This window comes from Zarconia sp. (assembly GCF_057467645.1).
In genome coordinates this window covers 24700-49503 of the sequence record NZ_JBRJXU010000059.1, presented here as the reverse complement: position 1 = coordinate 49503, position 24804 = coordinate 24700, and the positions used below count along the sequence as shown (strand labels likewise).

At 50.7% G+C, this 24804-nt stretch carries 22 protein-coding genes and 1 CRISPR repeat array; of the genes, 8 read left to right on the top strand and 14 right to left on the bottom strand.

Going from position 1 to position 24804, the window contains the following annotated elements; translation table 11 throughout:
- The 6 genes from AC2215_RS08675 to AC2215_RS08650 all read right to left on the bottom strand — a co-directional run.
- Positions 1 to 193 (bottom strand): hypothetical protein (locus tag AC2215_RS08675; protein ID WP_486809577.1); only part of this gene is annotated, 193 nt, incomplete at its 3' end.
- Positions 194 to 197: 4 nt separating this feature from the next.
- Positions 198 to 986 carry a YdcF family protein gene (locus AC2215_RS08670; protein ID WP_486809576.1) on the bottom strand — a complete coding sequence of 263 codons (789 nt, stop codon included), beginning with the start codon at positions 984 to 986 and terminating at the stop codon, positions 198 to 200.
- 397 nt (positions 987 to 1383) lie between these two features.
- Positions 1384 to 1797 carry a hypothetical protein gene (locus AC2215_RS08665; protein ID WP_486809575.1) on the bottom strand — a complete coding sequence of 138 codons (414 nt, stop codon included), beginning with the start codon at positions 1795 to 1797 and terminating at the stop codon, positions 1384 to 1386.
- On the bottom strand, positions 1794 to 3413 hold the full coding sequence (locus AC2215_RS08660) for a bifunctional aminoglycoside phosphotransferase/ATP-binding protein (RefSeq protein ID WP_486809574.1): 1620 nt from the start codon (positions 3411 to 3413) through the stop codon (positions 1794 to 1796). Before AC2215_RS08660 ends, AC2215_RS08665 begins: the two co-directional genes overlap by 4 nt.
- Before the next feature lie 210 nt (positions 3414 to 3623).
- Complete coding sequence (locus AC2215_RS08655; protein ID WP_486809573.1) at positions 3624 to 4607, bottom strand: adenosine kinase; 984 nt, start codon at positions 4605 to 4607, stop codon at positions 3624 to 3626.
- A 113-nt stretch (positions 4608 to 4720) separates the two neighbouring features.
- Positions 4721 to 5326 (bottom strand): 50S ribosomal protein L25/general stress protein Ctc, encoded by a 606-nt coding sequence (locus AC2215_RS08650; RefSeq protein WP_486809572.1) that lies wholly within the window; start codon positions 5324 to 5326, stop codon positions 4721 to 4723.
- Between the two features lie 305 nt (positions 5327 to 5631).
- Between AC2215_RS08650 and AC2215_RS08645 the strand changes: the two genes are divergently transcribed.
- Complete coding sequence (locus AC2215_RS08645) at positions 5632 to 7581, top strand: tetratricopeptide repeat protein (protein ID WP_486809571.1); 1950 nt, start codon at positions 5632 to 5634, stop codon at positions 7579 to 7581.
- A 302-nt stretch (positions 7582 to 7883) separates the two neighbouring features.
- On the opposite strand, the gene AC2215_RS08640 is transcribed toward AC2215_RS08645, so the two are convergent.
- Positions 7884 to 10742 carry a GAF domain-containing sensor histidine kinase gene (locus tag AC2215_RS08640; RefSeq protein WP_486809570.1) on the bottom strand — a complete coding sequence of 953 codons (2859 nt, stop codon included), beginning with the start codon at positions 10740 to 10742 and terminating at the stop codon, positions 7884 to 7886.
- A 132-nt stretch (positions 10743 to 10874) separates the two neighbouring features.
- On the opposite strand from AC2215_RS08640, the gene AC2215_RS08635 reads away from it, so the two are divergent.
- Positions 10875 to 12032: a quinone-dependent dihydroorotate dehydrogenase gene (locus AC2215_RS08635; protein WP_486809569.1), complete on the top strand. Its 1158-nt coding sequence runs from the start codon at positions 10875 to 10877 to the stop codon at positions 12030 to 12032.
- Between the two features lie 72 nt (positions 12033 to 12104).
- On the opposite strand, the gene AC2215_RS08630 is transcribed toward AC2215_RS08635, so the two are convergent.
- From AC2215_RS08630 to AC2215_RS08620, 3 genes are all read right to left on the bottom strand, one after another.
- Positions 12105 to 12980, bottom strand: coding sequence for a metal ABC transporter permease (locus AC2215_RS08630; RefSeq protein WP_486809579.1), 876 nt, complete (start codon positions 12978 to 12980; stop codon positions 12105 to 12107).
- An 11-nt stretch (positions 12981 to 12991) separates the two neighbouring features.
- Positions 12992 to 13711, bottom strand: a complete 720-nt coding sequence (locus tag AC2215_RS08625; protein WP_486809568.1) for a metal ABC transporter ATP-binding protein — start codon at positions 13709 to 13711, stop codon at positions 12992 to 12994.
- 113 nt (positions 13712 to 13824) lie between these two features.
- Positions 13825 to 15189 carry an ABC transporter substrate-binding protein gene (locus AC2215_RS08620; RefSeq protein ID WP_486809567.1) on the bottom strand — a complete coding sequence of 455 codons (1365 nt, stop codon included), beginning with the start codon at positions 15187 to 15189 and terminating at the stop codon, positions 13825 to 13827.
- Between the two features lie 157 nt (positions 15190 to 15346).
- Here AC2215_RS08620 and AC2215_RS08615 point away from each other — a divergent pair, with 157 nt between their 5' ends.
- The gene (locus tag AC2215_RS08615; protein ID WP_486809566.1) at positions 15347 to 15916 is read left to right on the top strand and encodes a biotin transporter BioY; all 570 of its coding nucleotides are present in this window, start codon (positions 15347 to 15349) and stop codon (positions 15914 to 15916) included.
- Here AC2215_RS08615 and AC2215_RS08610 read toward each other — a convergent pair.
- Positions 15913 to 16152, bottom strand: coding sequence for a hypothetical protein (locus AC2215_RS08610; RefSeq protein ID WP_486809565.1), 240 nt, complete (start codon positions 16150 to 16152; stop codon positions 15913 to 15915). The two genes, AC2215_RS08615 and AC2215_RS08610, sit on opposite strands and share 4 nt — an antisense overlap.
- A gap of 48 nt (positions 16153 to 16200) precedes the next feature.
- Here AC2215_RS08610 and AC2215_RS08605 point away from each other — a divergent pair, with 48 nt between their 5' ends.
- The 4 genes from AC2215_RS08605 (at position 16201) to AC2215_RS08590 (ending at position 20378) form a co-directional block, all read left to right on the top strand.
- A complete protein-coding gene (locus AC2215_RS08605) occupies positions 16201 to 16968 on the top strand; it encodes a YebC/PmpR family DNA-binding transcriptional regulator (protein ID WP_486809564.1) in 768 nt (255 codons plus the stop codon).
- Between the two features lie 267 nt (positions 16969 to 17235).
- On the top strand, positions 17236 to 17946 hold the full coding sequence (locus AC2215_RS08600; RefSeq protein ID WP_486809563.1) for an LmeA family phospholipid-binding protein: 711 nt from the start codon (positions 17236 to 17238) through the stop codon (positions 17944 to 17946).
- A 181-nt stretch (positions 17947 to 18127) separates the two neighbouring features.
- Positions 18128 to 18325 (top strand): hypothetical protein, encoded by a 198-nt coding sequence (locus AC2215_RS08595; RefSeq protein ID WP_486809562.1) that lies wholly within the window; start codon positions 18128 to 18130, stop codon positions 18323 to 18325.
- Positions 18326 to 19058: 733 nt separating this feature from the next.
- Entirely contained in the window at positions 19059 to 20378 is a 1320-nt protein-coding gene (locus AC2215_RS08590; RefSeq protein ID WP_486809561.1) for a GUN4 domain-containing protein, read from the top strand.
- Positions 20379 to 20561: 183 nt separating this feature from the next.
- On the opposite strand, the gene AC2215_RS08585 is transcribed toward AC2215_RS08590, so the two are convergent.
- Positions 20562 to 21452 carry a tRNA (5-methylaminomethyl-2-thiouridine)(34)-methyltransferase MnmD gene (locus tag AC2215_RS08585; protein ID WP_486809560.1) on the bottom strand — a complete coding sequence of 297 codons (891 nt, stop codon included), beginning with the start codon at positions 21450 to 21452 and terminating at the stop codon, positions 20562 to 20564.
- 20 nt (positions 21453 to 21472) lie between these two features.
- On the opposite strand from AC2215_RS08585, the gene AC2215_RS08580 reads away from it, so the two are divergent.
- Positions 21473 to 22027, top strand: coding sequence for a hypothetical protein (locus AC2215_RS08580; RefSeq protein WP_486809559.1), 555 nt, complete (start codon positions 21473 to 21475; stop codon positions 22025 to 22027).
- An 82-nt stretch (positions 22028 to 22109) separates the two neighbouring features.
- Positions 22110 to 22511: direct repeats of the CRISPR family, unit length 36 nt; unit sequence GTTTCCAACTAATCCGATTTAACCCAATCGGTAGGG.
- Positions 22512 to 23059: 548 nt separating this feature from the next.
- Here the strand turns inward: AC2215_RS08580 and mutY are convergent.
- Together mutY and AC2215_RS08570 are read right to left on the bottom strand one after the other, a co-directional pair.
- A complete protein-coding gene (mutY, locus tag AC2215_RS08575) occupies positions 23060 to 24187 on the bottom strand; it encodes an A/G-specific adenine glycosylase (protein ID WP_486809558.1) in 1128 nt (375 codons plus the stop codon).
- Positions 24180 to 24539, bottom strand: a complete 360-nt coding sequence (locus tag AC2215_RS08570; protein WP_486809557.1) for a DUF760 domain-containing protein — start codon at positions 24537 to 24539, stop codon at positions 24180 to 24182. Before AC2215_RS08570 ends, mutY begins: the two co-directional genes overlap by 8 nt.
- Positions 24540 to 24804: the final 265 nt, after the last annotated feature.

Here is a 24804-nt window from a genome sequence, read left to right as displayed (position 1 = left end):
TCGGGCGGTTGGCAAGCCTCTTGATGAGCGAAGCGATCGCACTGGCTACATCTGGTTGCTGGGGAGCAAAGTACTTCATCCCTATTCCCCATTCCCCATTCCCCGCCCTCACCGGAAACAGTCTTATCCAAAACTGACGTTTCTTTAAATCTCTCCCGATGCGGACGTTGCTCTCGATGCCCTCCAACTTCACAACACTACGCCCAACCGCGCAGTTGATAGATGAAAATGCCAAGATACTCTTTTAACGCGCGGGTCGTTAGAGAGAGGCGATCGGCATCGGGCAGGATATTAAGGAGAATTTCTTGCCAACTTTCCCCTTTCGCCTGCAGGGCGCCATCGCCGATGAGAAAGTCCGTGGGGGCGGGAATAACGTCGATTCCCAATCGTCGAAACACCTTTAAAGAGCGGGGCATATGCAAGGCAGAGGTGACGAGCAAAACCCGATCGAGTTGTTTGTCTTCGAGAATCCGTTTGACGTTAACAGCGTTTTGACGGGTATTGAGGGACGCAGGATCTTGGAGAATGACCCTTGGGGGAGTGCCCATCACTTGCATCATCTCGGCCATATCTTCCGCTTCCGAACCGCTCGCGCCATTCCAACTCACCCGTCCTCCCGCCAGAACCACCCAAGGTGCTTTCCCTTCCCGGTAGAGTTTCGCGCCATAGAGTACGCGATCGCCCGCTTCATTGACTTCCACCCAAGGACGGGGCGTTTCCGGGGGACGGGTCGCACCACCCAGAACCACGATCGCCGACGCTTCGGGTAACTCGGTGGGCCGGTTCTGCTGTTCGAGCGATCGCACCAAACCGGCAGAAACCCATCCATTACCTGCAATTAGCAAAACTGCAAGTCCCAGAGAAATTGCCCCAGCCGCCCAGCGAGGGCGCTTCCACAGCAAAATCAACGCCGCGATCGCCAGCAAACAACTCAACCCCACAGGATACACGAATAGGGGAAGCAATTTGGATAGAAAGAAAAACATGGAAAACTATTCGAGCCGCGTGTCTTCGATTCCAGCTACACCCACGTCAGTTGAGTTTCCAGAGGAGACTGGGGAGTTTGAGAATTTTAGATTCTAGATTTTAGATTTTGGATTTTAGCCCTAGCTAGTGCAACGCGGTAGGAATAACGACTCAGCTCACTCGGTTCGCTAAAATTTATGGCACTTCAGATTTGGCTCGATATTTGACTGTCTAACTACTCCTGCCATCCTGCACTAGGATGAACGCGGACAGTCTAATACTCTAGCTATCTATCTTGCCCAGTTTCCCCAGCTCACGAACACTGTCCAGAACTCCGATGGCAATTGCTCTAAAATCTCCCATTCCGAACTTCGAACTCCGAACTCCAAATTCCGAATTCCGAACTCCGAATTCTACCTAACGACCGCCACCGGTTTCGAAAAACCAGCTAAAGATCGATCGATTTCGACGATTGCGATAGCGATTGCGAGAGGAGAGGTAGCGTTGCTGTTTGAGCTTGCGCATACTCGCTCTGGAAGCGTATGCCGTTCCGCCTAATTCATCATCGAGCAAGTTGGTTTCTTCTTCGAGTTGCTCGTCGGTATACCACCAGGCGGCAATCCAACCGCTTGCCGTTCCGCCGATCGTGCCCATGAGCGCACTTAAGATGACGGGATATCCAACCAGCGCAAAGCATAAAAAGAAGAACGCCGCAAATTGGAGTCCGGTCATCAACTGTTTGGAGTCGGATTTTGAATTGTTGGCGGCGCTATTACCTCCGTCTTGATTTTCAGTATTTTCCCCTTGGGTTTTTTCTTCAGCTTGCGTCATGATAACCCTCCAGATGTGTCGTGTCGATCGCGCAGCAGCTCGGTGACGATCGATTCTAATTGTGGCGCTAATTCAGTCGTTGTGTCTAGAGTTGTCACATATTTTTGCGCCGCGCTCGAGAAGGGTTCGGCGGCAGCTTGCTGGCTGGCGAGCAGGTCTGCCGTCGCATCGGTAATATCGCCGGTGCGACGGTTCATGCGATCGCACAGCACGTCGGAGGGAGCCGTGCACGATAGAATCTTCAGGGGGAGTTGATGCGATCGAGTCATGGCAATTGCCGCTTCCCGCCATCGGCACCGATCGAATTTGGCATCCAGAATGACGCGCCACCCCCGAGTTGCGAGCATTTCCCCAAGTTCGAGCAAGCGCTGGTACGTACGCTCGCTCATGGCTTCCGTGTAGACTGTCGCTCCCCCCCGTTGATGGAGGTCGATACCTGCAAGATGTTTGCGGGCGGCATCGGAGCGAATCTGAATTGCCCCCAGACGACGGGCTAACTGACGGGCAACAGTACTTTTTCCAGAACCGGACAAACCCGACATGAGAATTAACATTCCCTGACTCGGTTGGGTATATTTCCAAGCCAATTGGTAATATCGGGCCGCCATTGTTTCGGCTTGGGTTTTTTCTGCCTTGGAAATACTGCGATCGTCGAGCAGAAAGGAATTGACTTTAGCGCGAACGTATGCTTGCCTCACTCGATAGAGGGAAAGGACTTGTACCCCTTCCCAATCTCCGGTTTCTTCGAGGTAGGTATTGAGAAAAGCCGTGGCTAAATCTCGACGCTGCCTAACTTCTAAATCCATCACTGCAAACGCCACATCGTACATCACATCGACGAAGCGGAAGGGTTCGTTAAATTCAATGCAGTCGAACAGCAGAATTTTTTCTTGCCATCGAGCGATATTATTGAGGTGTAAATCGCCGTGACATTCGCGAATTTTGTGAGTTTCGATGCGCTTCTCAAATATCGATGGGAACTCTTGAAAAAAGCGATCGGTATACTGCTTCGTTTCCTCAAATTGCTGCTGCGTTTGCACCGAACCGAGATACTTTTGAGTTGCTCGGTAATTATTTTCAAGTGCGATGCGAATGCGATCGACTTTTCCAAAAGAACGAATATAATCGCTGGTTGCAGCATTCCTGTGAAATCGCGCCACCGTTCGACCGAGTTCTTCAAGATCTGCAACCGTTAAATTCCCCTGTTTCAATCGATTTAACCACAAAGCCTCTTGGGGAAACTGGCGCATTTTCAGGGCATATTCAATAATGTTCTCCCCAATGTCTTCCCCCATACTTTCTGGCGAGCTCACTTTGGAACCCAATACAAATCGATCGCCGTTTCGAAGAATGGGAACGACCGCTAAATAAAGCTCCGGTGCTCCCCGCTGATTCATCCGCAGTTCTTGCTCGCAAAAGTGCTTTCGTTTGGCAAGGGTGGAGTAATCTAAAAAGCCGAAGTCAACGGGTTTCTTGATTTTATAAACGTACTCTCCCGTCAGCAGAACAAAAGAGATATGAGTTTGTAGGAATTCGATCGGCTCGGTGACGGAGTGGGGATAAAACTCCGGTTTCAGCATCTGCTCGATAAATGTGGGGAGTGGAGCATTCGCCATTTTTCACCCTACCCTCTTTCGATCTAGCTACTTTAATGGTATCTCGATCGAGCTGAAGGGAGCTTGGGAGGCTTGGGAAGGCAACGAGCGCATGGGGAGAGGGGGAAGACAAGAGAGAGAAAGGAGACAGGGGAGAGAAGATGTGGGCGAACCACTCAAAATCTTCTGTTTTCTACACCCCATTCCCCATTCCCCATTCCCCTTGCGACTTCAACTCAAAAGCGCTTGGGTTTCTTCCGTCGTCAAACGCGGGCCGTATTGAGTCACGATGCGCGCGGAGGCGCGAGAAGCCAGACTTCCTGCTTCAGCAAAACTCATGCCGTGGCTGATGCCGTACAGAAAAGCTCCCGCGTACATATCTCCCGCACCCACAGTATCGATCGCCTTGACGGAAACCGGGTCGATATCAATGAGCTGTTCCCCATCAAAAATCACCGAACCTTCGGCACCGCGAGTAATGGAAAATCCTTTAGCAATCGTTTTGCAATACTCGATCGCCGTGGCTAAATCTTCAGTCTGGGCCATCTTCAAGGCTTCGCTTTCATTGGCAAACAGGAAATCGACCCCCGAACCGAGCATTTCGAGCAAACCTGCTTTAAAAAACTCCACCATATTGGGATCGGAAAGAGTGAGGGTGGTTTTCACACCGGCGGCTTCGGCAATTTCCCGCGCGCGGATAGCTGCTGCTTTTCCTGTAGGAGAAGAGACCAAATATCCTTCCATGTAGAGATATTCCGAATCGGCGATCGCATCGGGAACCAATTCGTCCGGGGAAAAGCTACCGGAAATCCCCAAGTAAGTATTCATACTTCGATCGGCATCGGGGGTAACAAACACCAAACATTTCCCGGTGACCCCTTCCGGTCGATTCTCTAACGTAAGATTGGTATCGACACCGCAGCCGATTAAATCTTCGAGATATCGCGCGCCGGTATCGTCGTTAGCGACTTTACACGAATAGAAGCATTGTCCCCCAAACTGACCGATGGCGATCGCCGTATTTGCCGCAGACCCCCCGCAACTTAGCTTCGAGGAGATATCCCCTAACTGCTGCAACAATTCGTGCTGACGATCGTCATCGATGAGAGTCATCACACCTTTATCGATATTCAGCGCTTGCAGGCGATCGGGGGTAATCTCAAATTCGATATCGGCCAGCGCGTTTCCCAGTCCGTATACGTTATATTTGTACATAATTTTCAGCTCAAAAACAGGCAATAAAAAACTAGAAAGAATCAAAGGAATCCCCCCTGATTCTTCCCCAAGTTGCCATCCGGTGCGGCAACCCATCATAATTCCCGATCGATTTAACCGGCTTCGACTTCTTCAGCTTCCTCTTCTGCCACGGCTTTACTACCGCGCAGTCCTTGAATCGAAGCGATCGTTTGTTTGGCATCGGCAGCCGCCTCGACCCCTTCTGGCAAGACCAATTCTCCGACGTGCAGGGAGTGACCGACGCGCATTTTGGAAATATCCACTTCAATGCTTTCGGGAATGCTATCCGGCGAGCATTTGACCGCAACAGAGGTCATCAACGTTTCGAGAACGCCACCCTCGGTTTTCACGCCGAAGGGTTCGCCGAACAAATGCACGGGAAGTTCGACTTCCACGCTATCTTGAGAGGCGATTGCAAAAAAGCTCAAGTGATAGGTAAAGCCTTTCCACGGGTGCTTCTGAACTTCCCGCAGGAGGGTTTTGCCTTTCCAACCGGAGTCAGAAATCGTTAGGTCGATTAAAGAGTTGTTGACGGCCGGTTCTTTGAGTAATCTCTTGGCATCTTTTTCATCAACGGTCAATGAAATCGATTCGGTGCCTTGATGACCGTACATGACTGCCGGAATCCGACCCGAACGGCGTAACGCTCTGGGATTGGTTCCGTCAGGTCGGGTTTGACATTCAATTGCAAGTTCCATACTGGTTGTTTAAATAACGTTCGAGTTGCGCGTGCCCCAACTGGGTATTCTCTCACGTCCCTATCGGTTTGTGAAGTCACGCTTTGAATTCGGAATGGGGAATGGGGAATAGGGAATGGGGTGTGGGGTGTGGGAGAAGCTCGTCGCTACTGACCCATTATCAATTGTCAATTTTCCATTCACTCTCCCTGTGCGCTCGTTGCCCTCCCTCCCAACTTTCCCATCTCATCCGGATTTGTGCTGACATTTGAAGTATTAAGTAGATAACCAGCCGATTGACAGATAACGTCTGTGGACTAGAGACTATGGGTATTCCAACTGTTGCTTTTCTTACACTCGCGACTCTGACGGCCCAAGAGGGAACCCCAAACATTCCTCAATCGCCGATTCGTCCAGACCTTGCGCCATCTTCTCAAAATACCGTGCAAGATCGGGCGACTCTTGCTGGCATCGATTCCGTTAGTCCCCCGGAGACAAATTCTCTGCTGTTGGCGAGTGCTTCGGGCGCGTCTGGGGTTTCAAATGTGGTATCAAATCCTGCCTTGCCCGGACTGGAAGAACCGGGTTTCTTCGGACAGGTGTTAAGCAATATCGGCGGACTGTCATCTGAGCCTCTGACGTGGATGAACGCGCTGCTGCTGAATCTTTCTCTATCTCCAGTGGCGGCGATCGCATTATTTGGCATCGTCAAGCGGCGCGTCGTTCGGCGCTTGGTGGCAGATGTCCGACAGCGACTGAAACAGTTGGGAGATTTGGAAACGCAGCTTGCGCAATCGAGTCAGACGGCGGAACAGCTTTTGAAGGAACTCGAAGCCAAGATTCATTTTGCCAAACAAGATGCGAAAGATGAAGTCGAGCGGCTCACCCGAGAATTAGAAGTGCAGGTTGCCGAAATCAAAGAGGTCGATCGCATCCGAACTCAATGCGTGACTCAGCTTCAAGAGTCGGTTTTAGATGTCGATCGTGCGAAAAATAAAGTGGTCGGCGAAATTACGAAAGTGACTCCTTCCCTGATTTTGGAATACGTCAAGCCCGAACTTCAAGAGCACGTGAAGTCCATTTCCCACCGCTTAGAAATGCTCAAGGAGCAGCAGGAGCAGCAATATCTGAGTGCGGACGATTATTTCCGTCAAGGAGAAAAATCTTTTCAAGCCGGACGTTACGAAGAGGCAATGTCTAGCTATCAAAAAACAGTTAAAGTTCAGCCGAGTTTCTTAGAAGCATGGCTGAAACTCGCTAAGATCTTTAACTTGCTAAATTACGCCGATCGAGCCGTCGATGCCTATCAAAAGGCGATCGAAATTTCTCCGGAGAACTACCATGGGTGGTACGGCTGCGGCAATGCATTACTCAAATTACGAAAATATTCCGAAGCCCTGGAAAAATACGATCGGGCGATCGCCCTCAAATCTGACTGTACCGAGGCTTGGTTCGGTCGCGGAAATGTCCTCGGCCGCCTCCAAGACTATCAGAATGCCCTGGATGCCTATCAGAAAGTATTGAGTGTCAATCCTAAGAAGTACGAAGCTTGGTATAACTGCGCCAATATTTTCGGCAAACAGCAAAAGTATCAAGAGGCGTTATCCTGTTACGATAAAGCGTTAGAAATCAAGCCCGACAACCACGAAGTTTGGCATAATCGTGGGGCAATTTTGAGTCGAATTGAATCCTACGAAGCGGCGATCGAGTCTTATCAAAAAGCCGTCGAACTCAATCCCCAGAAATACGAAGCTTGGTATAACCTCGGCAACGTCCTCGCTCGGGTCGAACGGCATAAAGAAGCTATTTCTGCCTACGATGAAGCCCTCAAGATTCAACCGAATAAGTACGAAATTTGGTATAATAAAGGCACAACTCTCGGAAAACTACAATGGTATCAAGCAGCGGTTTATGCTTACGATAAAGTGCTGCAACTAAAGCCCAATAGTTATGAAGCCTGGTACGGAAGAGGTTTGCTCCTCGAAAAATCACACCGCTATGAAGACGCATTGCATTCTTACGATTCGGCGATCGAAATCAAACCCAACTATTACGAAGCTTGGTACAGTTCGGGTAGTGCTCTAGAGAATTTAAACCAATACGATCGCGCCATTGTCGCTTACGATCGCGCCATCAAACTCAAGCCAGAAAAATACGAAGCCTGGTACAGTCGAGGACGATTGCAAGCTTCTTTAAATCAACACCAAGAAGCGATCGATTCTTTAGGAAAAGCCTTCCAAATTCAGCATAGTTTACTCCAGCCCGAAGCCAGTTAGTTAATAGACAATGGACAATGAAAAATTGACAATGGGAAGCGTGGCGCGCAAGTAATAAGTCAAGAATTAGGAGTTGTATAGCTTAAGCCCGAATTAAGACGAATGCGCGCCTCTTGATTCATCAATCAAAAATTTGACCCAATTCATTTGTTGAATCTTTTTCTTTGAAGTAGAGGTCAAACTTATCACTTATTACTTATAGCAATTCTCGCCTCTTATGAGGTACACCCAAATTCTATTTGGGATTCCCCGTTCCCTAAAACCAGAAACTCTGTACCTCATGAGGCGCGAGAAGCGCTATATTACCTATTACTAGCAATGGGAATAAGTAACTGACTCACCACCCGACCATCTTCAACGGTGTAAAAATTAAACGATCCCCCCATTTGACGCATGATGCGATCGTAAACCAGCAGATGCAAACCCGGCGGGCGATCGAGCAGCGAAGGCGCCAGCAAATCTAGACTGCGTCCGGTTTCATAGGCTCGAAACAAACGCGGATCGACCTGACCCGAATCAGAAATCGACAATTCCAGTAGGGGATATCCCCCGACGGTTTGCTCCCCCTCGATCGGACGATACCAAATATCGATTTGTCCCCCTTGTGGAGAGCGCTGACAGGCCCACAGCAACAATTCGGAGAAAATCGGTTCGAGCTTCGGGCGATCGGCTTGAATGCTAAAATGCCCTTGGCGATTGACCTTCAGCCAGAGCTGCCGTTGCTTGCGAGCCGGTTCCACCCGTTCCATGGCGCGATTTAAAAAACCGGCGATCGAAAACGTTTCCGGTACCATCGTCATTTGCCAGCGCTCTTTTTTGAGAAACTGTCCCAGAGAACCCAAGGTCTGAGATAACTGGTGTAGCGTTTGATGGTAGCGCTCTGGTTGAAGAGACTGCCCAGGGTTAGCAGAGCCTGCCAAGATTTGCTCGAATTGGCTTAATTGCTTGATACCAGTCCCCACAGCCCAGTAAAACTCTTCCATACGGCGATTTTTGTGCCAATTGAGGGCTTCCAAGCTTTCTCGCTTCATATTGAGTTTTTCCGACAGCAGTGCCATCCGCCGAGAGCGGGCCAACTGGGAAACGATCGCGTCGAGCAAGTCAATTTCTCGATCGGACCACTGACGCGCCTGGCGATCGGCTAAAATCAGCACCGCTGTGGGTTGGTGTTCCGGCGCGGTATGCAGCGCCATCGCTCGCACTTCCTTCATTTGGCTGGCCCCCAACCATTGCCGAGTCGCCGGTGCGAGATCTTCCACATCGATCGGACCGATCGCCCCTTGAGTCGCAATCGCTTGCCCAATGAGGGGATCGCGATCGATGGCAATCTTCACATCCCGAGGAAGCTGCCACGCCGAGTTCGAGGTCACGGCCCGCACGACCCGACCCTGACACTGACCGGCCGGCCAAGCCACCAAAGCCACCAGAGGCACTTGCAAGACCCCGGCAATCTGTTCGAGGGCCAGGGGTTCGAGTTCTTCCACCTGCTCGATTTGCAGCAGGCTAGTCAACCCCCACTGAAAGGTTTGCAGCATCTGCTGTTGGTGGTCGAAGTGACTCTGGATTTGCCATTGGTGAACTAAAGACCCAATTTGCCCGCTCACCGATCGAAAGAGTTCCTTCTCTCGGGCACTCCAGGCTCGGGGAGTACTGCCGGTCACCACCAGCACTCCTTCGAGGGGACTGCCCGGATTGGTACTGCACAGCAGCAGCGATCGCGCTCCGGTGGCGGTAAAAACATCTTGCCACGCACTCAAGCGCACGTCTGCTCGATCGTAAGCAGAAAGATTGCCCGATTCTTCCCCATGGCCCCAATCCTCAATCGCAATGGTTTCGCGACTCGCTTCGAGCAACTGGTAATCGACGTACGACAACACCGGCAGTAAGGTATCCATCGGTTTAGCCGTCGGTGGATAGCTTTGGTAAATAATCTCAAATTGGCTCAACTCGCTGTTATAGTACAAAACCAACGTCCGATCGACATTCATCCGCCGACCCAGTAGCGCGGCACATTCTTCTAAGACCCTCGTCCAATCCTCCTCCGTCGCGATCGTCCGGGCCAATCCTGCCGTTAGATGCCGATCGAGTTCCACCCGCTCGAGCTTTTGTACGATCTGAGTCAGAGGAAAAGCCAACGCCAGTAACTGCACGACCCCCTGAAGAAATTGCTTTTCCTCCTCCTGCCAAATGCGCGGTAGCTTTCCTTCCACAGACACGAACCCCAACAGCTCCCCCTCATCGATAATGGGAGCCGCCAGCAGAGATCGAGCTTCGAGGTGCTGCGTGAGCCGATTGGTCGCATCAGCTTTGAGGGAGGATCGAGACTCTCCCACTGTCACGATGCCATCGTCGAGTAAGGTGCGCTCGAATCCACCGAGTTCGTGCATGGAGATTTCGATGGTAGAGGACTTCCCATGACTCGAATGGGACATGGCCGAAGCCGAACTCGCCCGAGACCAAAAAACGTAACGTTCTCGATCGCACCAGTAGATATGGGTGCGAGAGGGATTTAAAAAACGCTGGGTTTCCTCAACAGCGACACTCAAACATCGATCCAAATCCGAGGGAGACTGAAGTTGGGAGAGAATTTTCAGTAGGGGTTTGTGGGGACCGATCGTTTGCTGTTGCTGCCTCTCTCGCTGGCGTTCTCCTAGGGTTGCCGCCAACTGGCCGAGTACGATCGACAGTCTCGATTTCTCCTCAGAGGAGAGAGTCATCCCCCATTGTGCCGAACCGAGCCAAACCACCCCCAAACAGGTATCCCGATATCGCAGCGGAAAAATCACCGAGCCTTGAATATTGTGTGCCAGAGCTATCTGACTCCATTCGCCGCCGCAACTTTCCTCCTGCCAAGCCGCGATCGCCAGGGGTTTTTGCGCCACGATCGCTTGGTCCATCGGGTCTCCCGGGGTTAAGTCAAACTGCCCCGTACAAAAGCGATTGTCGCCTTTGGTACTATAGCCCCCCTGCCCCCGCAGGCGACGAGTAGAGCCATCGGACAAACCCACCCAAACTAAATCCAAGCAACATTCGCGGTCCAAGTAATCGAGGGTAGTTTCTACCAGCTCGCGAACGCTGTCTCCTTCGCGAAGAACTTGGAGAGTTCGTCCCAAAACACTCAATTTTTGTTCTCGATCGGTTTGCTGTTTGTGCTGAAGCATAAAATTAGGGATTGATGAAGCGGTGTTGGGTTGTCTCGTCTGTGGAAAGATCGTGGGTTTCAACCGAGTCTCCAGTCCCAGATTTTGCTTCCCTGCCACCTGTTAACCATTACCGAGGTTACGAACTGACTGATGAATCTCGATCTGATGCCTTCCCTTCTCTCATCCCGACTGCCGGTCGATCCTGAATGGCTGCACCGGCGTACCATCGACGTTTTAGCCCGGTTGAACCAAACCCGCCAAAATGCGATCGTCCGATCGCTCCAAACCCAGTGGCAAGCCTCTTTGTGCTTGGAAGACGAGCGGCTCGCCCAAACCATTTGGGGTTTAAAGTTTCCCAATCCCGTAGGATTAGCTGCTGGATTTGATAAAGACGGTGCTGCTGCTGGCATTTGGGGAACCCTGGGTTTTGGTTTTGCCGAACTCGGTACCGTAACGCGACACGCGCAACCGGGCAATCCCCGTCCTCGATTATTTCGCCTGTGGCGAGATCGAGCGGCTCTCAATCGCATGGGATTTAATAATTGCGGTGCAGCTCAAATGGCACTCAATCTTGAAAGCGTCCCGCCGCACCTGCGCCAACTCGTCCCCATGGGAATTAATCTGGGTAAGTCGAAAGTAACTCCCCTAGAAGAGTCGGCCCGAGATTACTTCGAGAGCTTTCGCTGCTTAAAAGCGTTGGGAGACTATTTTGTTGTTAATGTTTCCTCACCCAACACGCCGGGTTTGCGATCGCTACAGGCTCCAACTCAGCTAGAGCCAATACTGAGTACTCTGCAAACAGAAAATCACACTACACTGCCTATTTTAGTCAAAATTTCCCCCGACTTAGCTTGGGAAGATATGGCTGCCGTGGTAAAACTCGCTCGCGAGTACAATTTAGCCGGGATTATTGCTACGAATACGACGATTCGGCGAGATGGTTTGCAAACTCAAGTGCTTCCCAAGACGGGTAAACCAATAACAGAAGAAGCCGGGGGAATTAGCGGTGCGCCGTTACGATCGCGATCGACTCAAGCCATTCGGTTTATCTGGCAGCAAACCCAGGGGCAAATCCCCATCATTGGGGTGGGCGGGATTTTTACCGCCCAGGATGCCTGGGATAAGATTACTGCTGGGGCAAGTCTGATACAAGTTTATACGGGATGGGTTTACCAGGGACCTTGGATGGTGAAAAATATCCTCGCCGGATTGTTAGAGAAACTGGATGAAAATGGATTAACTCATATTTCTCAAGCGATCGGGATCGAAAATGGGATAGAAGAGGCAGGAGAATCCGGGGGAGAGTGAATGGATAATTGACAACAAAAGTCGGTGACTCGTTATTCTCCCTTTCCGAATTCCGAATTCGGAATTCTCCCCTTACCGTTTGAATCCCTTGAAAAAAGCGATCGCCCGCTGCCAGGTATCGGGTTCGGTTAAAATGCCTTGACTGGGGCTAAACAACAGTGCCAGCACAAAAAAGCCGAACACCACCATCACGATCGCCGGACCGGAAGGTAAGTCAAAATAATAGCTTAAATACATCCCACTGACCGTAGAAATAATCCCGAAAATTGTCCCTCCAATCATCATTTGATCGAGTTCTTTGACGAGTAAATAGGCGGTGGCTGCCGGACCGGTGAGGAGAGCGATAACCAATAGAACGCCGACGGTTTGCATGCTGGCAACAATCGTGAGGGTAATTGCCACGATTAAACCGAAATACATCACCGTGACCGGTAATCCACTGGCTTTTGCCCCGAGGGGATCGAAGGTATAAAACTGTAATTCTTTATAAAATAATTTGGTAAAAAGGAGGACGAGTGCCGCCCCGATCGAGGTTTGCCAAACATCCGATCCTCGCACCCCTAAAATATCACCAAATAAAAGATGAGTGAGATCGATGCGATTAGTTCCAAGTAACGTAATCAGGATAATTCCCAATCCCATAAAACTAGCCAGAGTTAATGCCATTGCCGTATCGACTTTGACCGGCGATCTCGTTTGAATTAGACCCACGACGAGGGCACTCAAAATTCCGGCTAAAAATGCCCCAATCGATAAATTAATCTCTAGAAAAAAAGCGATCGAAATTCCCGGTAAAACAGCATGAGAAATTACCCCAGCCATCATTCCCATTTGCTGAACGATGGCGTAACTTCCAACAATCGCACACAAAAGTCCCAAGCCGACGCCAATTAAAATCGCATGGCGCATAAATTCAAATTGTAAGGGATCGACCAGCCAATTCAACAACACCATCCCCCTCAAACAAACAGATTCGAAATCGTCCGACCGTAGGCTTTTTTCAAGTTTTCTGAGGTCAAGACTTCTTTTTTATCTCCAGCGGCGATTAACTCTCGATCGAGCAGTAAAATGCGATCGTAATGCTCCAAGGTTTCTCCTAAATCGTGACTGACGACTAAGAGGGTTTTCTCTTCCAATTTCAGTTCGTCAAACACATCAAATAGAATCGTTTCGGTCTTTTTGTCAATTCCAGAAAAGGGCTCGTCAAAAAAGAATAATTGAGCTTCTTGTGCCAAGGCTCTGGCTAGAAAAACTCGCTGCTGCTGTCCGCCGGACAACTGGCGAATTTGACGCTGGCGATACTCCCACATTTCCACTCGCGTCAGGGCTTCGCGAACGATTTCCCGAGAGCGGCGACCCGGCGATCGCAACCAACCCGTTGCCCGCACCCGCCCCATCATCACCACGTTCTGGACGGTAATCGGGTAGTCCCAATCGACGGCATTGCGCTGGGGAATGTAAGCGACTCGTTTTAATTGTACCGGTAAGGGTCGAGCGTTGAAGCGAATCGTCCCGTTTGCGGCGGGAATCAGTCCCAGAATCGCTTTGAGAACGGTACTTTTCCCCGCACCGTTGGGACCGAGCAATCCTGTAAGCTGTCCCGGTTGTAGCGAAAACGAGAGGTCGCGAACTGCCCAAGTCTGACGATAGCGTACCGCCAGATTGCAGACTTCAAGCATAGTTAATGAGAATGAAGGTCGTATCTCATCATAGACCCAAAATGATTATGATTCTCACTGGTGAGATGCGTTAAAAACTCCAAAGATGGGCTTTATGGTTCTGCTCAATTCACTCACCAAATCAAGTCCAAACGTGTCTGAGCTTTCTCTAGCGCCTGCTTCGGCGGGGTGCCCAGCAGCGTCGATTCGATCGCCCGTCCCAAACTATCGGAGAGGCGGGAGTAATTCGGCAGCGTCGGACGCGATCGGGCCCATTTCATCTGGTCGAGAAACACTTCCAGTACCGGCTGTTGCGCAACGAATTCCCGATACTCCTGACTTTCTCGCGCCTTCAAGTTAATCGGTAAATATCCCGTTCCCAGAGACCATCCAATTTGAAACGCCTCGCCGGCCACGTACTCCAAAAACTCCAATGCCGCTCGTTCCCGTGCTGGGGTCGTTTTCATCACGAATAAATTTTCCCCCCCGACAACAGCGGCCCGATCGAGATTCGCCGGCATGGGAATCACACCGTAATCGATCCCCGTCGCTTCGAGTTGCGCCAGCGTCCAGGGACCGGTAATTTGCATCGCCACCCGTCCGGCGAGGAAGTCATCGAGTTCGTATCCCCGTTCCGGTTGGGATAAAACCACCGTCCCATCCGCGACCAAATCCGACCAAAATTGCAAGGCGGCGATCGCTCCAGAATTGGTCAAATCCGGCTTTCCATCGCGCACCAACTCACCACCGGCACTGTAGAGAAATGGTAGCCAAGTAAATACCACCCATTCTCCTTTCCCCAAAGACAGTAACATCCCGTAGCGATCGCTCCTCCCATCGCCATCCTCATCTCGGGTTAACTGGTTGGCGGCTTGGCGCAGTTCCTCCCAGTTTTGGGGTAACTGGGTAATTCCAGCGGCTTCAAACAAACTGGGACGGTAGAAAATCCCTGCATTATTGGTCGCCATAGGAATCGACCAAATGCGCTCGTCCAACGTCATTCCCCCCAAAAGTGCCGGATCGATTTCAGATTTGACGGGGGAGGAATCGAGCCAGTCTTCGATCGAGCGAATCGCCCCCAGTTGCACCAGTTGACCCGTCAGCATCGGGGTAAACCAAAGTAAATCTGGCGGTGCGTTGCCCACCACCGCCGTTAAAATTTTGGGCAGTTGCCCGTCAGGTTGTCCGATATAGGCTGGGGTAACGTGGATATTGGGATGAGTTTGGTTGAAGCGATCGACCAATTGGGCGAAGACATCGCGATTTGGAGGTGGATTGATGCCGTGCCAAAGGGTTAACTCGATAGTATCGCGTTCTGGCTGCGGGCTAATGCCGCAACTCGTTAGCAGCAAGCTGCCACTCAACAGACAAGCCAGGACTGGGGAAACCCGAGACCAAAATCTTGCTCGATCGAGATAGCGTAATCGGTTGAGGACTTCGTTAAAGAATGTGTCGAGTAATTTTAATGCCCCCAGGAGGGCTAACGCGAGAAAATACAAGGTCGATCGTTGAGTGAGGTGCTACTGGCAGTGTAGTACAACAGGAAGGTTGACGAAAAATAATGGCTAACAACTCTCCATGACGTGGAGGCTTTCAATCCTGGATTTTTGGTAAATTTTTAATTTTTAATTTGCGTGGAGCGATATAGTTAAGATTATGTCCGTGCTAGTAGAACTTCTGTGGGCCTTTATCGGTCTGGTGCTGACCATTTGCGGCACCTTAGTGGAAGCTTCGGTCGCGCTTCCCCCTTGGAATGGAGCCGAATCTGGAATTCCCACCTATTCTCTTGGGGTCACGTATCAAATTGGAGCTGTATTGCTGGTTGGATGCCTCGGTGGCAAGAATGCCGGAGCCATCTCTCAAACGGCGTATATTATTTTAGGATTAACCCCCTGGTTTCCAATTTTCGATCGAGGGGGAGGTCTTGACTATATCGGACAACCGGCTTTTGGATATATTCTTGGCTTTCTGCCAGGAGCTTGGGTGTGTGGCGCTTTAGCATTTCAGACTCGTCGTTGTGTAGAATCGCTGGGTTTGAGCTGCTTGGGCGGTTTGTTGACAGTACATATTACAGGACTGGCGTATCTCGCCGTGCTGACTTCCTCGAAGCAAGATTGGCTGGCTTTGGCAACCACTTATTCCTGGAATATGCTTCCCGGACAGCTTGCCATTGCCTGTGCCGTGACGGTTTTGGCGTTAGTCACCCGGCAGGTTTTGTTTTATTAGGAGTCAGAATTGGGAGTAAGGATGTCGAGATTTCGACGAGCGATGCCGTCGCGTCTGTCGGGGAAATCGCTATTGAGCGTCACATCGCACATTCTGTGGAATTCCTGTTTCGATCGCGCTTCTAGTATGCCCTCAAGGGGAGATTTTTCTGTCGATGGAGTGCCCGCGATCCGAAAAACTCCCCCGATCGCCCGTTGCAGTCCCAGAAGTCCGGTGCCAAGACCGATCGCTGTCATTCCTGACTCGCTATTACCATTTGCAAGTTATTCGATTTCGAACTCTCTATGGCAGGACATAGTAAGTGGGCAAACATCAAACGCCAGAAGGCGAGAGTGGATGCCGCCAAAAGCAAAGTATTTACCCGTCTCTCCCGAGAAATTATCGTGGCGGCCCGCAGTGGGGTTCCCGATCCCGAGGGCAATTTTCAACTGCGCAACGCGATCGCCAAGGCTAAGGCCGCTGGTATTCCCAACGATAATATCGATCGGGCGATCGCCAAAGGGGCGGGAACCCTCGGGGGAGGCAGCGATAATTTTGAGGCGATTCGCTATGAAGGCTACGGTCCCGGTGGCGTAGCGATTCTGGTGGAAGCCTTCACCGACAACCGCAACCGCACCGCTGCCGATTTGCGGGCGGCTTTTAGCAAAAATGGCGGTAATTTGGGAGAAACCGGGTGCGTGAGTTGGATGTTCGATCGCAAAGGTGTCGTGGAAATCTCCGGAACGGTGGATGAGGAGAAGTTGCTCGAAGTTTCCCTCGATGGCGGGGCCGAGTCCTATGAGTTACTCGAAGGAGACGACAGCGAGGGTGCGGAGGTCTTCTGCGAGACCAGCGATTTAGAAACCCTCTCCCAGACCCTGCAAGCTGGGGACTTTTCGGTGGTGCAGGCGGAGTTGCGCTGGATTCCCACGACAACGATGGAGGTAATGGAAACCGAACAAGCGCGATCGCTGCTTAAATTAATGGATGCCTTGGAAGAGTCGGACGACGTACAGAACGTCACGGCGAACTTTGAGATGGGAGACGAGTTGATGTCGCAAATGCTCGACTGACGCTTCCTGTGGATATGGCGCTCGCCATCCCATAAATAAAAGCTCCCGGGTCTAGCGCTGGGAGCTTAGTGGGAATAGGATGTATTATTTTTCCAGATTAGCAATCTAACGTGAGGTTTTCGGAAAGACAGCGATCGGGCGCGGAAACAATCGGATACACTCCTTTACATGGATTGGTGTGAGCGCGGGATTCGTCTTCGAAACCCAGCTCAAGTCCCCCAACTTACGTACGCAATAGACAGCACGATCGTTCCACCCCACTTAACAATGTCCCAGCCTAAAACCAATATTTCCCAGAAGCGCTATCTGATTGCTTCGGTTCTCTCTCCTGCGGTTAAACTGTGGTTGCGATCGCAAGTCCAACGGGTCGAAAAATTAGAGGTGGCGATCTCCGGACGGAATCAAGACATTCTCAAAGGGTATATTCCCAGTATTTCGATCTCCGCTCAGAAAGCAGTGTATCGGGGATTGCACTTGAGCCAAATCCTCGTTCGAGGTCAGAATATTCGGATTAACCTGGGACAAGTTCTCAAAGGTGAACCCTTACGCTTGTTGGAACCCATTGAGATCGAAGCAGAACTTCAGTTGAATGAAGCGGATTTTAATGCTTCTCTCAAAGCCAAAATTCTCCAAGAGGCGATCGCCTCTTTTTTTGACGCTCGACTGCCTCAACCCATTGACTGGCAAAATACTCAAGCAACTCTAGAGCCAGATCGACTGATTCTCGAGGCCGCGACTCCCGCAGCATCGGGGACACAACCCGCCCAACCCATAACTGTGCAGATGGATGTTCGATTGATGGGTGAGGACAAACTGCAACTTGACAACCTCCAAATCCACGGATCGTCCACAGCAAAAACGATTGCCACCCTAGAAAGCGTGACCTGGGAGTTAGGTTCGGATGTTCGTCTCAAAGAACTGAGCTTAGATCCCCAAACACTTCAGTGTCGCGGAACCGCGATCGTTAGAAGTGAATAGCGATCGATCGGACTTTTGAAGAAAGCTTTATATATCGAGTAAAATCTATACAAAAAACACACATTATCTGCGATCGCGATCGCAGCACATTCCGTTTTCGATCGCCTAGGATTGAGTTATATCGTGTTAATCCCATAGCACTCTTTCAGACTTAATTGTTACTCAATTCCTTAGGATAAAAATGCAAGCACAGCCTTACGCGGAAAACCTGCAGAAAACGGTCGAAAAAATTTTTTCATCTAATCGCATTTCGCGAACCGAGCATCAGCTTTTTATGACCAGCATACTGTCTCAAGGTTCTTTAAATTCCGACGAGGAAAACTTAATCAACAAAGTCTTAGATAAACTGAGCCGTGGTTTGATTCAAACGGTTGATTAATTATTTTCCAGTTCGATCGACTCTTTTTGCTTTCATATTTAAGACTATATTAAATTTTATACAGCAACTTTTATCGCGAAGTCTGCTGACAATTACTCCTGCGCTAGATCGGGAAATTTGCGAATCTATTTTCCATGCCCTATTCCTCTCCCTTACCTGAAAAAAACTTATACTAATTCTATGTGAAGCTGGCTCAAAAAAATGCGCTCAAAAGCTTACCGATCAAGAATAAATTTAGCGCAGCTTCATGGAGAAATGGTATTATCCAAAACTTACATAAATTTAAAATATTTACGCTCAAAAAAGATGATAAAACATTGAGATAGAATAAGTTTTAGAATAATCTATAAAAATAGATAGTGCTTCTCAGACTCATGAGGGACCGAGTTTCTAGTTTTAGGGAACGGGAAACCGGGAAGAGGAAATAGAATTTGGGTGTACCTCATAAGAGGCGAGAATTGCGATATATAAAATAATGTTTTTCAGAGATGGTGAAATCCGATCGCTGAATCTACAGCCTAAAATCGAGCGTCATCTAGCAAGTGTTAGCCGACTTTCGATCGAAATCGGCAACTCGGAAAGCAATATCAAGTCATCTATTCTGAAGTCATATGTAAAGTGCGCGATCGCCTTGGACTGCCCTATCCTAAATTTAAGGATAAATCTTCGCTAAAATGCTTGACTCGGCTTCCGCAGTCATTCGCGTCGTCATTAGAAGGAGCCATCGATAACGATGACCTGGAATCCAGACACCCCGATTCAAAGTGGAAAGTATATTATCGAACGACAATTAGGCGTAGGTGGCTTCGGCATTACCTATCTCGCAAAGCAAAAAAATGGCGATCGGGTTGCCATCAAAACCCTCAACGATAAAGTGCGCCAGAGACGGGACTTTGAGAAATGCCAGCAAGACTTTCTCAACGAAGCTCTGCGTTTGGCTCAATGTCGCCATCCCCATATTGTGAGCATTCACCAACTCGTCCAGCACGATTCTTTGTGGTGCATCGTCATGGACTACATCGACGGGACGAATCTCGGTAAATTGGTGGAACGGGATGGAGTCCTCTCCCAAACCCAAGCCCTTCAATACATCAGGCAAATTGGAGATGCTCTGGGCATCGTTCACGAACAAGGTTTTTTGCACCGAGATATCAAACCCTTGAATATTCTCGTTCGCAGCGATCGCGCCGAAGCCGTTCTGGTCGATTTCGGCATGGTGCGCAAATTTACCCCCAACCTCACCCAAGACCATACCGAATACGTGTCTAAAGGATTCGCCCCCATCGAGCAATACGATCGCCGATCGCAACGAGGCGCGTATACCGATGTCTATGGCTTAGCGGCAACCCTGTACGCCTTGGTAACCGGGGAAGTACCCGAGTCGGCAACCCTCAGAGATCGCCGCGTCGCTAGAGGTCAAGGCGATCCCTTAATTCCCCCCAAAGAACTCAACGATCGCCTGAGCGATCGCATCTGTAACGCCATCTCGGTGGGGATGGCGATCGAACCGGAACATCGCCCCCAGTCCGTTGCGGCTTGGTTAAGTTTGCTCGGAGTCGAACCCTTCTCGATGGATACGACGGATACTAGCGATCTGTCCGCTGCCCCCGCAGCCATTTCCCTCTGGAGTTCGGCGGTGGGAATGGACTATTCGAAATTGCGCGATTTATTAGCCGCCGGGAAATGGCAAGAAGCCGATCGAGAAACTGAGAGCATTTTGTTACAAGTACGCGATCGCCAAACCGATGGCAAAATGACCGTGGAAGACGCGCGCAAATTTCCCTGTCGCGACTTGCGCACCCTCGATCGATTGTGGGTGGAATACAGCGGCGGACGCTTCGGCTTTAGCGTCCAAAATCGTCTCTGGCGAAGTCTTGAGAAAGATTACGAACGATTTTGCGATCGAGTGGGATGGCGCAGTGACGGCACATGGCGACCCTACGCCCAACTGAATTTCGAGGCTACCGCACCGGAAGGACACCTACCCAGTTGGGGACGACGCGGGCGCTTGTGGTCGTTTTTCGGATCGCGCATTCGTAAGTGCGGCCTGTAGGGGGCTTTGGGAGCATCGGAGGCAGGGGAAGCAGGGGAGGCAGGGGAAGAAAATGCACTTAGCTATAAAAACTAAAAATTCACATTCTCCATCCCCACCTCTCCGCATCCCCACCTCTCCGCATCACCGCGTCTCCGCGTCTCCGTGTCCCCGTGTCTCCGTGTCTTCCCCACACCCCACACCCTACACCCTACACCCCATCCCCGCGTCCCCGCGTCCTCCTCTACCCCTCCATCGTTTCTTCCACTGCGTAGTCGGTTCGAGGGAACTGGTTTGTTGTTCGATTTGGCGGCGTTGGAGAATGCGATCGCCCGTATCGGTGAGGGTTGGATCGCGATAGGGAACGGCGGCGCGGGTTTCTAGGTGTTCCCACTCCCGTGTCGATAAAGGCGGTAATTCCAAAGGCTGCAAGCTGGCAACGGTTCCGGGGGTGCGCCGTCCTACTGGAGAGGTCGAACCCAGATACCACCCGGCTTCGAGAAGGGCCGATCGGACGATCGCCGAACAGGAATAGGTGGCTAAATAGGCGGATTGGTCCGCGCAGGTGGCCACTTGCGCTAGAAATTCCACCGTCCAGAGTTGGGGGCAAGTGGGGGGAGAAAAGGGATCGAGAAAAATGGAATCGGCTTGGAAGTCGGCATCTCGCACCTGTTGGATGGTTTGTCGCGCATCGCCGATGAGGAGTTGAGCGTGAAGTCGATCGCTTCTGAGGCTGCCGGAACTCGCAAGTTGGGCGAGCAATTGCTCAACCTCTTCGGGCCACTGGGATAGCAATCCAGACTCGATCGCCGCTTGGGGAACGCTTCGATCGCACTCTAACCCGATTAACTCCACCTGGCAGTTGGGATTTGCCTGCCAAATGGCACTCAGGGCAGCCGCACTGTTATACCCGAGTCCGTAACAAATATCGAGCAATCGCAACCGGGGTTTCTTTGCCCGTTCTACCAGTTGGGTGGGTTGAACGAATTTAGATTGGGCTTCGAGTTTTGCACCGTGGTGGCTGTGGAAGAGTTGGCCGAAGGTTTCGGAGAAAAAGGTGCAAGAACCGTCTTCGGTGAGTTGAGGCTTTAACAATTAATAATTAACAATTAACAATGAATCGAAAAACTGAGTTCATCATAGATGACGATCGCCCATGGGCAGAGGTGGCATCGGACAGTTTCATTATCCGATCGAGCCGGGGTAAAAACTCGAATCGTCATGACGATCGCCAACTTCCAACTGGGAATCCTAAAGGTATCGTCTCCACGGTGACTGCCATGAACGAACCTCGATCGTCCCCAACGACCTCGCGTCAACTTCCCCCGAGCATTCCTATCCTCACTGCCATCGCCACCACTACCTCAGTGACGTTCTCGATCGCCTTTTGGGTGGCCGCTTTATTTCTCGTTCCCCCGATGAGGACGATTTACAACCAGCTCGGAGCTGAATTACCCCTAGCGACTCAATGGATGTTCGTTCGTGGTGGCTGGGGTTTGATGTGGCTCGGTGCGATTTGGAGCGGCATCTTCTGTTATGGAGCGGACCGACGCTGGCTGTCGCAACGGCTGGCTCGGATTCTCCTGGTGGGAACCCTCGTGGTGATGTTGGTTTATGGGGCGATCGCGTTCTTGGCGCTGTATCAGCCTTTCGTGGCGGTGATGGGGTAGATCGGATAAACGATGGCTGCCAGCCATGAGCTGAATGCAAAAATCCCCTCATCTTCGGACGAGGGAATTAATGAGTACAACGGTTTCCAACTAATCCGATTTAACCCAATCGGTAGGGTCTGGGAAGCCGATGGCTCCCGGACCGAGTATACCTGTTTCCAACTAATCCGATTTAACCCAATCGGTAGGGTTTTCTTTTTCTGGCCCCATGTTCGATAAAAGTGGTATGAAGTTTCCAACTAATCCGATTTAACCCAATCGGTAGGGTGATCATTGAACGTGAGTCGTTCCAATTACTTCCTGTTTCCAACTAATCCGATTTAACCCAATCGGTAGGGCTATTATCAGTGGCCTGTAAAAGCAGACCAACTACAGGAGTTTCCAACTAATCCGATTTAACCCAATCGGTAGGGCAAAATCCTCTCTGCCGGTTCCATCGCCCTCTGCTGTTTCCAACTAATCCGATTTAACCCAATCGGTAGGGTGTTCGTCTGAGAGACCAGACGGAGTCAGGGTTTCAAGCGTCAAATCGACACACCCCCTGGAACGAGTATAAATCGACTCTGCAAAACGCGCAACGACAGCCCTCAAACCCTTACCCCATAAAGCATCGACACACCTCAACGAGAGAATGGGGGTTTTGGCGATTCCCCCAGGTGTGTCGATGGGAGTGATGCTAAAGAGTAAATTCATCCAAACGCTCACCAAATATTGGTTACAGCGACTCAAGTTAATTAGTACATTAATCATAAAGCCATCGACACACCTCCGACCGATCGAATGCAAAAAATTAGGAAATTGGCAGCGTCCCCAGATGAGACGGAGCGATCGCCCGAGAACGACAAAACTCTCAAGACAAGATAGTGCAACCGTTACAGCTATATTTTTTGCGATAAATTCGAGCGATCGAGGCTCCAAAAACGGCATAGACAAGGAGGTTTCCGCTTTTGCCCGTAGAAAAGGGGTTGTCTAGAGAAAACGTCAGATCTTCTCAGCTTATCGTTGTACCCGATTGTTATCAGTTGGTCATTGTCAATTGTCAATTGTCAATTGTTCCCGAATCGCCTCGATAATCCGAGTATTGGCTTTAGGGAAGGGATAATCATCCAACTCATCAACACTCACCCAGCGAATTTCATCGCATTCGATCGGGCGGGGTTCGCCGCTGACGTACTGGCAGTGGTGCACGTGGAGGGTGACGCGAAAATGGGTGTAAGCGTGTTCGACGGTGATGAGTCGATCGCCCACACTCACCTCAATTCCCAATTCTTCTTGAATTTCTCGCCGAACGCACCCTTCAACAGTTTCCCCCGGTTCGATTTTGCCACCGGGAAACTCCCACATCCCCCCCAATAAGCCTTCCTGGCGGCGGCGATCGATTAAAATTTGCCCTTCGTCGTTCCAAATAACGGCAACGCCAATTTGCTTGTGAGGGATGGGAGAACGGGTTTCGCGCATGGGTATCTCTGATTGCTTTTCCAAATTGTACGCCGCGCAGGACGTTCTCCAAGGACAAAGCAAACAGGCGGGATTTTTGGGGGTACACAGCGTTGCTCCCAAATCCATTAAAGCTTGATTAAAATTTCGCGGTTGTTGGGTATCGAGGAGGGTTTCCGATAGCTGCCACAAATCGTTTAAAGCCTTCGCGGGGGGGATGGGGAGGGCGACGAGTCGGGCGAGAACTCGTTTGACGTTACCATCTAAAATGGGGACGGGTTGGTTAAATGCGGCGCTGAGAATCCCGCCGGCGGTACTGCGTCCGATACCGGGCAGGGCGAGAACCTCCTCAAATCGATCGGGAAAAATACCGTTGTGCTGGCTGACGACTTCTCCGGCGGCTTTGTGGAGATTGCGGGCGCGGGCGTAGTATCCCAGACCCTGCCACGCTTTGAGAACGTCTTGCAAATCGGCAGCGGCGAGAGCTTGAACATCGCCAAATCGATCGAGCCAGCGGTGGTAGTAAGGAATAACCGTTTTAACCTGGGTTTGCTGGAGCATGATTTCCGAAACCCAGATCGCGTAAGGGGTGGCATGTCGCCGCCAGGGCAAATCTCGACCCGATCGCCCGTACCATTGAAGGAGCGATCGTCGCAGTCGAGCCATCGGTAGAGAATCCAGAACGCCCGAAAGATGGCTCGGAGGCTGCGCGCGTTTAGCCACCCGATGACCGATCCTCGTCCGAAACCGGAGTGGGCGATTGTTCCCAGGCTTTCTCGAAGGTCAGTCGTTGTTCTGCATTGCGCATGAAATAACCGCTCATCATCGCCGAAGCCAGCAAGCGTCCTAAATTTTCTCGACTGGTGGTGATACTCACGCCAAAATTATCGGGAGGCAAATTGCCCAACAGTCCGGTAATATTGCGCTCGATGACCTGAAACACTTCTTGAGAAGCGGGTTTCGAGAGCGCGGAAACCGTTTCCGGACTCAGGGATTGCATGTAATCCCACAGTAAATTGACTTGTTCGGAATTATCGTCCACAAATTCTTGAGACTGTTGAAATGGATGGTTCAATTTAACCTCCTCCGAGCAAAAAATTTTGCTTCGGGTTATACAATACTTCAATTCAATAAACTTCAGTCGATCTCTCTTTTTAAAGCTATCTCGAGTTGAAGCTCTTTCAACTTCAATGTAACAGGAGGCATCCTAGGCAGACAGTGGTCGGAACCGAACTCTAGACTGCGGGTTTTCACACTTTTTTGCCGTTCCGCGCAATCTAGGCTCGATAAAAAAAATTGTTTTTGACGCTGACATACACGATTATAGCTCAGTCTTCCGA

Coding starts and splice junctions, on each gene's coding strand:
- AC2215_RS08615 (WP_486809566.1), top strand. CDS start 15,347: ATGTCCGTGCTAGTAGAACTTCTGTGGGCCTTTATCGGTCTGGTGCTG.
- AC2215_RS08670 (WP_486809576.1), bottom strand. CDS start 986: ATGTTTTTCTTTCTATCCAAATTGCTTCCCCTATTCGTGTATCCTGTG.
- AC2215_RS08625 (WP_486809568.1), bottom strand. CDS start 13,711: ATGCTTGAAGTCTGCAATCTGGCGGTACGCTATCGTCAGACTTGGGCA.
- AC2215_RS08610 (WP_486809565.1), bottom strand. CDS start 16,152: ATGACAGCGATCGGTCTTGGCACCGGACTTCTGGGACTGCAACGGGCG.
- AC2215_RS08665 (WP_486809575.1), bottom strand. CDS start 1,797: ATGACGCAAGCTGAAGAAAAAACCCAAGGGGAAAATACTGAAAATCAA.
- AC2215_RS08655 (WP_486809573.1), bottom strand. CDS start 4,607: ATGTACAAATATAACGTATACGGACTGGGAAACGCGCTGGCCGATATC.
- AC2215_RS08660 (WP_486809574.1), bottom strand. CDS start 3,413: ATGGCGAATGCTCCACTCCCCACATTTATCGAGCAGATGCTGAAACCG.
- AC2215_RS08650 (WP_486809572.1), bottom strand. CDS start 5,326: ATGGAACTTGCAATTGAATGTCAAACCCGACCTGACGGAACCAATCCC.
- AC2215_RS08595 (WP_486809562.1), top strand. CDS start 18,128: ATGCAAGCACAGCCTTACGCGGAAAACCTGCAGAAAACGGTCGAAAAA.
- AC2215_RS08600 (WP_486809563.1), top strand. CDS start 17,236: ATGTCCCAGCCTAAAACCAATATTTCCCAGAAGCGCTATCTGATTGCT.
- AC2215_RS08590 (WP_486809561.1), top strand. CDS start 19,059: ATGACCTGGAATCCAGACACCCCGATTCAAAGTGGAAAGTATATTATC.
- AC2215_RS08580 (WP_486809559.1), top strand. CDS start 21,473: ATGAATCGAAAAACTGAGTTCATCATAGATGACGATCGCCCATGGGCA.
- AC2215_RS08640 (WP_486809570.1), bottom strand. CDS start 10,742: ATGCTTCAGCACAAACAGCAAACCGATCGAGAACAAAAATTGAGTGTT.
- AC2215_RS08635 (WP_486809569.1), top strand. CDS start 10,875: ATGAATCTCGATCTGATGCCTTCCCTTCTCTCATCCCGACTGCCGGTC.
- AC2215_RS08645 (WP_486809571.1), top strand. CDS start 5,632: ATGGGTATTCCAACTGTTGCTTTTCTTACACTCGCGACTCTGACGGCC.
- AC2215_RS08605 (WP_486809564.1), top strand. CDS start 16,201: ATGGCAGGACATAGTAAGTGGGCAAACATCAAACGCCAGAAGGCGAGA.